Source organism: Pseudomonas asplenii (assembly GCF_900105475.1).
Classification (GTDB): domain Bacteria; phylum Pseudomonadota; class Gammaproteobacteria; order Pseudomonadales; family Pseudomonadaceae; genus Aquipseudomonas; species Aquipseudomonas asplenii.
This window is the reverse complement of sequence record NZ_LT629777.1, coordinates 2262322-2274850: the sequence shown is the minus strand read 5'-3', so window position 1 is coordinate 2274850 and position 12529 is coordinate 2262322. Positions and strand designations below refer to the sequence as shown.

11 protein-coding genes are annotated in these 12529 nt (G+C 60.4%); 8 read left to right on the top strand and 3 right to left on the bottom strand.

Annotated elements, in window-relative coordinates; genetic code table 11:
* Positions 1–7: 7 nt before the first annotated feature.
* The 3 genes from BLU37_RS10310 to BLU37_RS10300 are packed head-to-tail and all read right to left on the bottom strand — an operon-like array spanning position 8 to position 2473.
* Positions 8–775, bottom strand: a complete 768-nt coding sequence (locus tag BLU37_RS10310) for a TerB family tellurite resistance protein (protein WP_090204587.1) — start codon at positions 773–775, stop codon at positions 8–10.
* Position 776: 1 nt separating this feature from the next.
* Positions 777–1451 (bottom strand): N-acetylmuramate alpha-1-phosphate uridylyltransferase MurU, encoded by a 675-nt coding sequence (gene murU, locus BLU37_RS10305; protein WP_019360717.1) that lies wholly within the window; start codon positions 1449–1451, stop codon positions 777–779.
* Positions 1448–2473 (bottom strand): aminoglycoside phosphotransferase family protein, encoded by a 1026-nt coding sequence (locus BLU37_RS10300; protein ID WP_090204584.1) that lies wholly within the window; start codon positions 2471–2473, stop codon positions 1448–1450. Before BLU37_RS10300 ends, murU begins: the two co-directional genes overlap by 4 nt.
* Positions 2474–2603: 130 nt before the next feature.
* On the opposite strand from BLU37_RS10300, the gene BLU37_RS10295 reads away from it, so the two are divergent.
* The 8 genes from BLU37_RS10295 to BLU37_RS10260 all read left to right on the top strand — a co-directional run bounded on the left by BLU37_RS10295 (position 2604) and on the right by BLU37_RS10260 (position 12491).
* On the top strand, positions 2604–5429 hold the full coding sequence (locus BLU37_RS10295) for an LPS-assembly protein LptD (RefSeq protein ID WP_090204582.1): 2826 nt from the start codon (positions 2604–2606) through the stop codon (positions 5427–5429).
* A complete protein-coding gene (locus BLU37_RS10290; protein ID WP_090210926.1) occupies positions 5410–6726 on the top strand; it encodes a peptidylprolyl isomerase in 1317 nt (438 codons plus the stop codon). The genes BLU37_RS10295 and BLU37_RS10290 overlap by 20 nt, the downstream gene beginning before the upstream one ends.
* The gene (gene pdxA, locus BLU37_RS10285; protein WP_090204579.1) at positions 6723–7712 is read left to right on the top strand and encodes a 4-hydroxythreonine-4-phosphate dehydrogenase PdxA; all 990 of its coding nucleotides are present in this window, start codon (positions 6723–6725) and stop codon (positions 7710–7712) included. The genes BLU37_RS10290 and pdxA overlap by 4 nt, the downstream gene beginning before the upstream one ends.
* A complete protein-coding gene (rsmA, locus tag BLU37_RS10280; protein WP_029533027.1) occupies positions 7709–8527 on the top strand; it encodes a 16S rRNA (adenine(1518)-N(6)/adenine(1519)-N(6))-dimethyltransferase RsmA in 819 nt (272 codons plus the stop codon). Before pdxA ends, rsmA begins: the two co-directional genes overlap by 4 nt.
* A gap of 120 nt (positions 8528–8647) precedes the next feature.
* The gene (apaG, locus tag BLU37_RS10275; protein ID WP_010444186.1) at positions 8648–9028 is read left to right on the top strand and encodes a Co2+/Mg2+ efflux protein ApaG; all 381 of its coding nucleotides are present in this window, start codon (positions 8648–8650) and stop codon (positions 9026–9028) included.
* A complete protein-coding gene (locus BLU37_RS10270; RefSeq protein WP_090204577.1) occupies positions 9028–9903 on the top strand; it encodes a symmetrical bis(5'-nucleosyl)-tetraphosphatase in 876 nt (291 codons plus the stop codon). The genes apaG and BLU37_RS10270 overlap by 1 nt, the downstream gene beginning before the upstream one ends.
* 34 nt (positions 9904–9937) lie before the next feature.
* A complete protein-coding gene (glpE, locus tag BLU37_RS10265) occupies positions 9938–10267 on the top strand; it encodes a thiosulfate sulfurtransferase GlpE (RefSeq protein WP_010444188.1) in 330 nt (109 codons plus the stop codon).
* A gap of 301 nt (positions 10268–10568) precedes the next feature.
* Complete coding sequence (locus BLU37_RS10260; protein WP_010444189.1) at positions 10569–12491, top strand: PrkA family serine protein kinase; 1923 nt, start codon at positions 10569–10571, stop codon at positions 12489–12491.
* Positions 12492–12529: the final 38 nt, after the last annotated feature.

The following is a 12529-nucleotide window of genomic DNA, read 5'->3' as shown; positions in this document are numbered from 1 at the left end:
TGGCACCTCAGCGAAAATCCCGGCGCTCGCGAATCAGTGTGTAAGCCTGATGCAGCTCCCGGGTCTTTTCGGTCGCGTCCTGCACCTGGGCCGGCGTTGCGCCGGCCCCCGCCACTTTGTCCGGATGATGGCGGCTCAACAAGCGACGATAAGCGCGCTTGATCTGCGCCGGTTCGCTGGTCGGGGTCACGCCCAGAACAATCAATGCGTCCTGGTAACTGCCGGCGCTGCTCAGCAGCGGTGTACGACCGGGTTCGTAGTCGCTGGCCAGTGCCTGGATCTGCTGCGCCGTCCAACCGAGCCACTTGCCCCAGAGCAGAATCAGCTCCCGCTCCTCACGCCCGGCACGGCCATCGGCCCAGACCATTCGCCAACAAGCACGCAATACGCCCTCGGCCGCGTGGGGCTGGGCCTTGAGATGACGCAGGTAGCCACGCAGGCGATCCTCTCCCGTCTTGCCACGATTGAAGGCGGCAATTGCCCGCCGCTGGGCGGCCTCACCCATATCCAATTGGCGCATTTCCTGGCGCGCCTGCTGAATATGCCCATCGACCACGCGACCGTCGCTCTTGGCCAGCCGGCCGAGCAGGACAAACAGCAGCTCGTCATTACGCAACGCCGGCTTGCCACCCAGGCGCTCGCGCAGATGCGCCAAGCTATGCAACTGCAAACGCCGATCCAGCGCCTGCCCCAACAATGCACCCAACATGGCCCCCGGAATACTGGCGATGGCAAAACCCGCCCCGGCTCCAATCAGAGTCCCTGGCCACAACATATCAGTGTCTCTCTTTCAACAATTGCTCGACTTGTGCCAAACGTTCCACGGTACCGACATCAACCCAGGCGCCGTCAAGATGCTCGCCACTCACCTGTCCCCGGGCCATGGCCTCGCGCAACAACGGCGCCAACTTGAAAGCCCCGGCGGTACAACCGGCAAACAGTTGCGGATGCAGCACCGAGATGCCGCTGAAGGTCAACCTCGGCACATCCGGCCGGTCGTCGAAGATTCGACCATCCAGCAGGGTGAAATCGCCTCCGGACGGATGATGCGGCGGATTATCGACCATCACCAGATGCGCCAGTCCACTCAGAGGACGACGCAACGCCGAAAAATCATAATCGGTCCAGATATCGCCATTAACCACCAGGAAGGGCTCATCGCCCAGCAATGGCAGTGCGCGGAAAATCCCGCCGCCGGTCTCCAGCGGCTCACCTTCCGGCGAATAGGCGATACTGAGACCATAGCGCGCCCCGTCACCCAGGTAGTCCTCGATCTGCTGCCCGAGCCAGGCATGATTGATGACGACCTCGGTGAAACCGGCTGCCGCCAGCGCCAGCAGGTGATAATCGATCAGTGGAACGCCTTGGGCACGAATCAGCGGCTTTGGCGTGTGCAGGGTCAGCGGGCGCATGCGCTCGCCCTTGCCCGCAGCGAGGACCATCGCCTTCATGACCCGGCCTCGACCGACGAACGCAGGCTGTCGAGCAACTCACCCAACTCGGCCAACTCCGGCCGACGCGCCAGGACTGACTCTATATAGGCAAAGAAACGCGGCACGTCCGCCAGGTAGCGCGGCTTGCCATCACGGTGGCAGATACGCGCAAAGATGCCGATCACCTTCAAGTGACGCTGCACGCCCATCAGGTCGCTGGCTCGACGGAAATCCTCGAAATCCGCCTGAACCGCAATGCCTTGCTGGCGAGCCCGTTGCCAGTAATCCTGTAACCAATCGGCAACCCGTGCCTCGGGCCAACTGAGAAACGCATCCTTGAACAGACAGGTAATGTCATAGGTCACCGGACCGTAGACCGCGTCCTGAAAGTCCAGCACACCCGGATTGGGCAGACTCAACATCAGATTGCGCGGCATGTAGTCGCGGTGCACCAAAACCTTCGGCTGCGCCAGCGCACTGTCAATCAACAAGGTACTGACACGCTGCCACAGCTCCAGCTGCTGCGGGCTGAAACGGGCACCCAGCTCGTGGCCCACATACCACTCGGGGAACAGTTCCAGTTCGCGGCGCAGCAAGGCGACGTCATAGCTGGGCAGTTGGGCATCCATCGGCAACTGCTGAAAGGCCAGCAAGGCATCGATGGCGTCGGCGAACAAGGCATCGGCGTTTTCCGCGTTGATGACATCCAGGTAGGTCTGATTGCCCAGGTCGTTGAGCAAAAGAAAGCCGTTTTCCAGATCCTGCGCATAAATTTCCGGCACGTTGATGCCGGATTTCGCCAACAGATGGGCGATATCCACGAAGGGAGCACAGTTCTCCCGGGGTGGCGGAGCGTCCATCACGATGAAGCTGCGGCCCTCGCCCAGCCAGCGGAAATACCGGCGGAAACTCGCGTCGCTGCTGGCTGCGGTCAATGTGGCATCAGATACGGGTCCCCAGCCCTTGGTCAGGAACAGGGCTGCCAGTTGCTCATCCAGCCAAACTTTCAGGTGTTGCAAGCGTAGATCTTGATCGGGCATCACAAGGGTCTCCGACGGCGCTAGCCGTCAAGCGGGTCATGCTTTATTATCCAGCATCTTTTTCAGACCATCGATAGGCGTGCGGCCCTTACCGCGGGCAGATGGCACGCAGGAAGCCCGGACTAATAAGATGGCATTGAAATCCCCCGCGTTTCGTAGAAAGTTTCCGTTGCTGGTCACCGGCAGTTTGCTGGTACTGCAACCTCTGGCCACTTCGTTCGTCGTTGCTGCTGAACAGTATGACTGTTCGGCCTCTGCTTCGGGCGCCTGGAACTGTGCGCCGAAAGCGACCACAGCACAGTTGCCACCGCGCCCGGTGCACGACGCCGGCTCGATCGGTGGCACTTCCCAGGCCACGGCGGACGGCAGCGCCGGCAGCGACAGCGCGCCAGCGACCAAACTGGTCACCGAGGCCAAGGGCCGCGGTCTGAAATCCCGCAGTGCCGACTACAGCCACCTCGACTGGGTTCCCCGCGAGAAGCTGACGCCTGCCCAGTTGGCCGAGACCGGTCCTTACTGCTCTGGTGCCTATATCGAACCGATTCGTCCTGGCATGAATGACAAGACGAATAAAAATGACGCGCCGACCTTCATCGGTGCCAAGGCGTCGCGCTATGAGCAGGAACAGCAGGTCGCCAGTCTGGCCGGTGACGTGGTCATGCGCCAGGGCAGCATGCAGGTCGAGGCCGACGAGGCGAATCTGTACCAGGCGGAAAACCGTGGCGAGCTGAGCGGCAACGTTCGCGTGCGCGATAACGGTGCACTGCTGGTCGGCGATCACGCCGACGTCCAGCTCGACACCGGCGAAGCCAAGGTCGACAACGCCGAATACGTTCTGCACAAATCGCGCGTGCGCGGCAGTGCGCTCTACGCCAAGCGTGCCGAAAACGCGATCATTCGCCTCAAGGATGGTACGTACACCACCTGCGAACCGAACAGCAACGCCTGGCAGCTCAAGGGTAACAACATCACCCTGAACCCGGCGACCGGCTTCGGCACCGCGACCAACGTGACACTTCGGGTCAAGGACATTCCCGTCCTGTACACGCCGTACATCTACTTCCCGATCGACAACCGTCGCCAGTCCGGTTTCCTGCCGCCCAGCTTCAGTTCGGGTGGTGATAACGGCTTCACGCTGGTCACGCCTTACTACTTCAACCTGGCGCCAAACTACGACGCCACGTTGTACCCACGCTACATGACCAAGCGCGGCCTGTTGATGGAAGGCGAATTCCGCTACCTGACCCAGTCCAGCGAAGGCCAGTTCGGCGGCGCATACCTGAACGACGACAGCAATGATCGCTCGAAGCAGACCGACTCCGAAAAAACCCGCTACATGCTCAACTGGCAGCACAAGGGCGGCCTGGACTCACGGGTACTGACCGAGGTCGACTACACCAAGATCAGCGACCCGTACTACTTCCAGGATTTGACCAGCGACCAGATCGGCGTCAAGGACGCTGGCGCCTACGTCAACCAGCAGGCGGCCGTCAGCTATCGTGGCGACAGCTATACAGCCAAGCTGAACGTACAGGCCTATCAGATGGCCAGCGTGTCGAACATCACGCCTTACAACCGCTTGCCGCAGATCACCTTCAACGGTGAACTGCCTTACCACCCTGAAGGTCTCGACTTCACTTACGAGACCGAAGCGGTGCGTTTCGAGCGTAGCCTGGAAAGTGGCAACTATTTCGATAAGGATGGTGGCCCGTTCGATGCCAACGGCAATGCTATCGGCACGCCACGCCTGGACACCAACGTCGTCGGCCTGGCCCGCGCAAACGGCGATCGCCTGAACCTGAAGCCCGGTGTCAGCCTGCCGCTTAACTGGACCTATGGCTACGTGAAGCCATCGCTCAAGTACCAGTACACCAAATATGACCTGGACCTGGGCGCTCAGGGCAGGGCTGACCTGGTCAACAATACCAGTAATGCCTCAGCACTCGGCGAGACCTTCAACAGCTCGCAAAGCCGTGGTGTGCCCATCGCCAGCATCGACAGCGGCCTGTACTTCGACCGCAACACCAGCATGTTCGGCACCAACTATCGCCAGACCCTGGAACCACGCCTGTTCTATCTCTATGTCCCCGAGAAAGACCAGAAAGACATCCCGGTCTTCGACACCGGCGAATACAGCTTCAACTACGCCTCGCTGTTCCGCGATAACCGTTTCTCCGGTTCGGACCGTGTGGGCGACGAGAACAAGCTGTCCCTGGGTGTGACCAGCCGCTGGATTGAAGACAATGGTTTCGAGCGCCAGCGCATCAGTGTCGGCCAGGCCATGTACTTCAAGGACCGTACCGTCCAGTTGCCGGGTGTCGATTACCGTACCCGCGCCGATGCCAAGGCCAATGTTTCGCCGTACGCTCTGGAATACGCCTACCGCTTCAACCGCGACTGGCGTGCGACAGCCGACTACAACTGGGATCCGGACAGCCACAGCCCGCGCTCGGGCAGTGCAATGTTCCACTACCAGCCTGAAGACAACCCGAACAAGGTGGTCAACGCCGGCTATCGCTATCGCAACGACCAGGTCATCTACAACCAGAACACCGGTCAATGGCAGTTCGGCGGCGACTACGGCACTCCAGGCACGGCCAACTACGTGAAGGACTACTACAAGATCCAGCAGCATGACTTCTCGGTCATCTGGCCGGTGCTGCCGCAGTGGAACCTCATCAGCCGCTGGCAATACGACTACAACCGCAACCGCACGCTGGAAGCCTTTGGTGGTTTCGAGTACGACAACTGCTGCTGGAAACTGCGCCTGATCAACCGTTACTGGGTCAAGTATGACGAATTCAGTCAGGACGCCCCACAGAACGAAAAAGGCGACCGCGGCATCTTCCTCCAAATTGTCCTGAAAGGTCTGGGCGGCGTTGTTGGCCAGAAAGTAGAAACCTTCCTCGACAAAGGCATCCAAGGTTATCGTGAACGTGAAGATCAAGCTTTCTGATTGTCTGCGCCCGCTGATGCTGGGCGTACTGGCCCTGAGTGCTGCGGTTCATGCCGCAGTACAACCGCTCGACAACGTCGTGGCGATCGTCGATAACGACGTGATCATGCAGAGCCAACTGGACCAGCGTGTCCACGAAGTCCAGCAGAGCATTGCCAAGCGCGGCGGCGGCGTGCCACCCAGCAGCGTCCTGGATCAGCAGGTTCTCGACCGCCTCATCGTCGAAAACCTGCAACTGCAGATCGGTGAACGCTCCGGTATTCGCATTTCCGACGAGGAACTGAACCAGGCCATCGGCAGCATCGCCCAGCGCAACAACATGTCGATCGATCAGTTCAAGGCCGCCCTGGTCCACGACGGCCTCTCCTATGAGGACGCCCGCGACCAGGTGCGCCGCGAAATGATCATCAGCCGCGTGCGCCAGCGCCGGGTTGCCGAGCGCGTGCAGGTATCCGAACAGGAAGTGAAGAACTTCCTCGCCTCGGACCTGGGCAAAATGCAGCTCTCCGAAGAACTGCACCTGGCCAACATCCTTGTCTCGACCCCGGACAGCGCCAGCTCGCAAGCCATCCAGGCAGCGGCGGCACAGGCTCAGGACATCTACCGGCAGCTCAAGCAGGGCGCCGATTTCGCCCAATTGGCCATTGCCAAGTCGGGTAGCGACAACGCCCTTGAAGGCGGCGACATGGGCTGGCGCAAGCCGGCACAACTGCCACCGCCGTTCGATCAGATGTTGAGCAACATGCCAGTGGGCGGTATCACCGAACCAGCCCGCGCACCCGGCGGTTTCATCATCCTCAAGGTGCTGGAAAAGCGTGGCGGCGAGACCCAGATGCGTGACGAAGTGCATGTGCGTCATATCCTGATCAAGCCGAACGCCATTCGCAGCGAAGCCGAGACCCAGGCCCTGGCCCAGAAAATCTACGAGCGCATCCAGAATGGCGAAGACTTCGCCACCCTGGCCAAGAGCTTCTCGGAAGACCCGGGTTCTGCCCTCAACGGCGGCGACCTGAACTGGATCGACCCGAAAGCGCTGGTCCCGGAGTTCCAGGAAGTCATGGCAAAGACCCCGCAAGGTGTGTTGTCCAAACCTTTCAAGACTCAATATGGCTGGCACGTGCTGGAAGTGCTGGGGCGCCGTGCCACCGACAGCACCAATCAGGCTCGCGAGCAACAAGCCATGACCGTACTGCGTAACCGCAAGTACGACGAAGAGCTGCAAACCTGGCTGCGTCAGATCCGTGACGAAGCCTACGTCGAAATCAAGCTCCCTGGCGCAAACCAGGCCGCCAAGTGAAACCCAAGCGTTTCGCGCTGACACCCGGCGAGCCGGCAGGCATCGGTCCCGACCTTTGCCTGCTACTGGCCTCGCAGCCCCAGCCCTACCCCCTGATTGCCATCACCAGCCGTGACCTGCTCGCCGAGCGGGCCGCGCAATTGGCGGTGGCCATCGAGTTGCTGCCAGTGGGACCGGATAACTGGCCCATTCAATCGGCTCCGGCGGGTAGTCTTTACGTCTGGGACACGCCATTGGCAGCGCCCGTCGTGCCCGGCCAACTGAACCAGGCCAACGCCGCCTTTGTGCTGGAAACCCTGACTCGCGCCGGACAGGGCTGCCTAAGCGGTGATTTCGCCGGCATGATCACCGCCCCGGTCCACAAGGGTGTGATCAACGATTCCGGTATCGCGTTTTCCGGCCACACTGAATTCCTCGCGGACCTGACCCGAACCGACCAGGTCGTCATGATGCTGGCCACCCGTGGACTACGGGTGGCGCTGGTGACCACACACCTGCCGCTACGCCAGGTGGCCGATGCAATCACCCCTGAGCGCCTGGAGCGCGTCACGCGAATCCTGCACACCGATCTCAAGGAAAAGTTCGGCCTCGGCCAACCGCGAATCCTGGTATGCGGGCTCAACCCCCATGCCGGCGAAGGCGGTCACCTGGGCCACGAAGAGATCGACATCATCGAACCCACCCTGGAGCGTCTGCGCAGCGAGGGCATGGATCTGCGCGGCCCGCTGCCTGCCGACACTCTGTTTACCCCCAAATATCTGGAGCACTGCGACGCGGTGCTGGCGATGTATCACGATCAGGGCCTGCCCGTGCTGAAATACAAAGGTTTCGGCGCGGCAGTCAATGTGACCCTGGGCTTGCCGATCATCCGCACTTCGGTCGACCACGGTACCGCCCTGGATCTGGCCGGCAGCGGCAAAATCGACACCGGCAGCCTGCAGGTCGCCCTGGAAACCGCCTACCAGATGGCCGAGACCCGTTTATGAGCGAGCAATACCAACACCGGGCGCGCAAGCGTTTCGGTCAGAACTTCCTGCATGATGCCGGCGTGATCGACCGCATTCTGCGGGCCATCCATGCCAAGTCCGAAGACCGCATGCTGGAAATCGGCCCCGGCCAGGGTGCCCTGACCGAAGGCCTGCTGAGCAGTGGTGCCCAGCTGGATGTGGTCGAACTGGACAAGGACCTGGTCCCGATCCTCAATCAGCAGTTCGCCGGCAAACCAAACTTCCAACTGCACCAGGGCGATGCGCTGAAGTTCGACTTCACCACCCTGAACGCTGCACCGAACAGCCTGCGAGTGGTCGGTAACCTGCCCTACAACATTTCCACCCCCCTGATTTTCCACCTGCTGAACAATGCCAACCTGATCCGCGACATGCACTTCATGCTGCAAAAGGAAGTTGTCGAGCGGCTGGCAGCCGGCCCTGGCGGCGGTGACTGGGGTCGCCTGTCGATCATGGTCCAGTATCACTGCCGCGTGGAGCACCTGTTCAATGTCGGGCCCGGGGCATTCAATCCCCCGCCCAAGGTCGATTCGGCAATTGTCCGCCTGGTGCCACATGCGGTACTGCCACACCCGGCCAAGGACCATCGCCTGCTGGAGCGCGTCGTTCGCGAAGCCTTCAACCAGCGCCGCAAGACCCTGCGCAATACCCTCAAGGCCCTGCTCGGCAGCGCCGAGATCGAGGCGGCGGGGGTCGATGGTAGCCTGCGTCCGGAACAATTGGATCTGGCAGCCTTCGTACGCCTGGCCGACAAACTCAGTGAACAGGCCGCCCAGCCGCCCGCCGCAGACTGACACTCACTTCATCGCCCCCGGGTACAACGCCAGCGACCATAGCTGGCCGACTACCCGGCAGTTGACCTAGACTAAGTGCCATCAGTCGCATCTTTCGCTTTTGCTTCCAAGGCCTCTTGCATGTCCGATCCTCGTTATCAGGTCGACGTCAGCGTCGTCACCCGGTTCCTTGCTGAACAATCACAGCCCGAACAGAACCGTTTCGCCTTTGCCTATACCATTACCGTGCGCAACAACGGACAACTGCCTGCCCGGCTGCTTTCCCGACACTGGGTGATCACCGATGGCGATGGGCATGTCGAAGAAGTCCGTGGCTCCGGCGTGGTCGGTCAGCAACCACTGATCGAAGTCGGGCAAAGCCATACCTACAGCAGTGGTACGGTCATGACGACCAAGGTCGGCAACATGCAAGGCAGCTACCAGATGCTGGCCGAGGATGGTCAGCACTTCGACGCCATCATCGCGCCCTTCCGCCTTGCCGTCCCCGGAGCCCTGCACTGATGGCGGTGTATGCCGTCGGCGACCTGCAAGGCTGCCTGGAGCCACTCAAGTGCCTGCTTGAGCGGGTCGCTTTCGACCCCGCCAGCGATCGCCTCTGGCTGGTCGGTGACCTGGTCAATCGTGGCCCTCAGTCCCTGGAAACCTTGCGCTATCTTTATCGCATGCGCGAGTCGCTGGTCTGCGTGCTCGGTAACCACGATCTGCATCTGCTGGCCGCCGCACAGAATGTCGAGCGTCTGAAGAAAAGCGATACCCTGCGTGAAATCCTTGAAGCCCCTGATGCGCCTGAACTACTCGGCTGGTTGCGCCAGCAGAAGCTGCTGCATCATGACGCCGAACGTAACGTGGCCCTGGTCCACGCCGGCATTCCCCCGCAGTGGTCGCTCAAGAAGGCGCTCAAGCTCGCGGCGGAAGTCGAGTCGGCCCTTCGCGACGATCAGCACTATGCGTCGTTCCTGGCCGGCATGTACGGCAACGAACCGAACAAGTGGGATGGCGACCTGGAAGGCATCACACGCCTGCGGGTGATCACCAATTACTTCACCCGCATGCGTTTCTGCACGGCCGAGGGCAAGCTCGACCTCAAGGGCAAGGAAGGCGCCGACACCGCGCCGGCCGGTTATGCGCCCTGGTTCAGCTTCAAGGAGCGCAAGACCCAGGGGCTGAAAATCATCTTCGGCCATTGGGCGGCACTCGAAGGCGAATGCAACGAACCGGGAATCTTTGCCCTCGACACCGGTTGTGTCTGGGGCGGTGCCATGACCCTGATAAACATCGATACCGGCGAGCGCCTGAACTGCAAATGCGACAGCCTGGGTGGGGTTGCGCCACCGCCAACCCTGGCCGAGCGATTCCGCGCCTGGCTCTATCGTTGACCCTACGACCTAACCGCCCCAGACGGAACCCATGATGAGCGAATTCAAACGCATCCCCCCCGAACAAGCCCAGGCCCTGCGCGAGCAAGGCGCCGTGGTCGTCGATGTCCGCGATCCACAGGCATTTGCCCTGAACCACATCACCGGCTCGAAACACCTGGATAACCATTCGCTGCACGACTTCATCACCAACGCCGATCTGGATCAGCCGCTGGTGGTGTGCTGCTACCACGGCAACTCCAGCCAGGGCGCGGCGGCCTACCTGGTCAGCCAGGGCTTCTCCGAGGTCTACAGCCTGGATGGCGGCTTCGAACTGTGGCGTACGACCTATCCGGCAGAAATCGCTCAGGATATTTCCGAATAATTTTTTTCCGTTGCTCCAGCCCGCATGAATCGCGGGCTGGAGCATTTCCAGACGAACGGTAAAGCACAACTAATTGTGCATCCCGCCTTGACCTCCCCGATTCCGAACTATCCTTAAGCGCGAGGCCATCCAAATCAGGGGAGAGCCGGTACACCGGCGTACGGGTCAGCGGTAGTAGGTTTCAAGGCCATCGCGCCTTGAGGGTGTTCTGGGGGGGTAAACATCAACGGTTTCACCGTTGCATGCCAGCACTTGACTGACTGATCCGGCACCGGCTCCAAGTATCGAGCGAGGTGACGTCATGAGCATATTCAGCCATTTCCAACAACGCTTCGAATCCACACGGCAGGAAGAACTCACGCTGCAGGAGTATCTTGAGCTGTGCAAAAAGGATCGTAGTGCCTACGCCTCGGCAGCCGAAAGGATGCTACTGGCAATCGGTGAGCCCGAACTGCTGGATACGTCCACCAACTCACGGTTGTCGCGTATTTTTTCCAACAAGGTGATCCGTCGCTATCCGGCCTTTGAAGACTTCCATGGAATGGAAGAATGCATCGACCAGATCGTCTCGTATTTCCGCCATGCTGCTCAGGGTCTGGAAGAGAAGAAGCAGATTCTTTATCTGCTCGGTCCGGTAGGCGGCGGTAAATCGTCCCTGGCGGAAAAACTCAAGCAACTGATCGAGAGGGTGCCCTTCTATGCCATCAAGGGCTCGCCGGTCTTCGAGTCACCACTGGGACTGTTCAACGCCACGGAAGACGGGGCGATCCTCGAGGAAGACTTCGGGATTCCACGGCGTTACCTGAACACCATCATGTCCCCCTGGGCGACCAAGCGCCTGGCCGAATTTGGCGGCGACATCAGCCAGTTCCGTGTGGTCAAGCTGTACCCTTCGATCCTCAACCAGATTGCCGTGGCCAAAACCGAACCCGGTGACGAGAACAACCAGGACATCTCTGCCCTGGTGGGCAAGGTCGATATCCGCAAGCTGGAGGAATTCCCGCAGAACGACGCCGACGCCTACAGCTACTCGGGCGCACTGTGTCGGGCCAACCAGGGCCTGATGGAATTCGTCGAGATGTTCAAGGCGCCGATCAAGGTGCTGCATCCACTGCTGACCGCCACCCAGGAAGGCAACTACAACAGCACCGAGGGGCTGGGCGCGATCCCGTTCACCGGCGTGCTGCTGGCCCACTCCAACGAATCGGAATGGCACACCTTCCGCAACAACAAGAACAACGAAGCGTTCATCGACCGTATCTATATCGTCAAGGTCCCGTACTGCCTGCGGGTCAGCGACGAAGTGAAGATCTACGACAAGCTGTTGCACAACAGTTCGCTGTCCAAGGCCCACTGTGCGCCTGACACCCTGAAGATGCTCGCACAGTTCACCGTCCTGTCGCGCCTCAAGGAGCCGGAAAACTCCAACATCTACTCGAAAATGCGGGTATATGACGGGGAAAATCTCAAGGACACCGATCCCAAGGCCAAGTCGATCCAGGAATACCGCGACTCTGCCGGCGTCGATGAAGGCATGAACGGCCTGTCGACCCGCTTCGCGTTCAAGATCCTGTCGAAAGTCTTCAACTTCGACCCCCACGAGATCGCCGCCAACCCGGTGCACCTGCTGTATGTGCTGGAGCAGCAGATCGAGCAGGAGCAGTTCCAGGCTGAAACCCGCGAGCGCTATCTGCGCTACCTGAAGGAATACCTGGCACCGCGCTATATCGAGTTCATCGGCAAGGAAATCCAGACCGCCTACCTGGAATCCTACAGCGAGTACGGCCAGAACATCTTCGACCGCTACGTGCTGTACGCCGACTTCTGGATCCAGGACCAGGAATACCGCGATCCGGAAACCGGCGAGATCCTCAACCGCGTTGCCCTCAACGAGGAACTGGAAAAGATCGAGAAACCGGCCGGCATCAGCAATCCGAAGGATTTCCGCAACGAAATCGTCAACTTCGTATTACGCGCCCGTGCCAACAACAACGGCAAGAATCCGACCTGGCTCAGCTACGAGAAGCTGCGGGTGGTGATCGAGAAGAAAATGTTCTCCAACACCGAGGATCTGCTGCCGGTCATCAGCTTCAACGCCAAGGCCAGCAAGGAGGATCAACAGAAGCACAACGACTTTGTCACCCGGATGGTCGAACGCGGCTACACCGACAAACAGGTACGTCTGCTCTCCGAGTGGTACCTGCGGGTTCGCAAGTCGCAGTAACGGCAGCTGCAAGCGTCAGGCTGCTGGTCGTCGACACG

Excerpts from the sequence above, each read along its gene's own strand:
- BLU37_RS10310 (WP_090204587.1), bottom strand. The coding sequence starts at position 775 with ATGTTGTGGCCAGGGACTCTGATTGGAGCCGGGGCGGGTTTTGCCATC.
- murU (WP_019360717.1), bottom strand. The coding sequence starts at position 1,451 with ATGAAGGCGATGGTCCTCGCTGCGGGCAAGGGCGAGCGCATGCGCCCG.
- BLU37_RS10300 (WP_090204584.1), bottom strand. The coding sequence starts at position 2,473 with ATGCCCGATCAAGATCTACGCTTGCAACACCTGAAAGTTTGGCTGGAT.
- BLU37_RS10295 (WP_090204582.1), top strand. The coding sequence starts at position 2,604 with ATGGCATTGAAATCCCCCGCGTTTCGTAGAAAGTTTCCGTTGCTGGTC.
- rsmA (WP_029533027.1), top strand. The coding sequence starts at position 7,709 with ATGAGCGAGCAATACCAACACCGGGCGCGCAAGCGTTTCGGTCAGAAC.
- apaG (WP_010444186.1), top strand. The coding sequence starts at position 8,648 with ATGTCCGATCCTCGTTATCAGGTCGACGTCAGCGTCGTCACCCGGTTC.
- BLU37_RS10270 (WP_090204577.1), top strand. The coding sequence starts at position 9,028 with ATGGCGGTGTATGCCGTCGGCGACCTGCAAGGCTGCCTGGAGCCACTC.
- glpE (WP_010444188.1), top strand. The coding sequence starts at position 9,938 with ATGAGCGAATTCAAACGCATCCCCCCCGAACAAGCCCAGGCCCTGCGC.
- BLU37_RS10260 (WP_010444189.1), top strand. The coding sequence starts at position 10,569 with ATGAGCATATTCAGCCATTTCCAACAACGCTTCGAATCCACACGGCAG.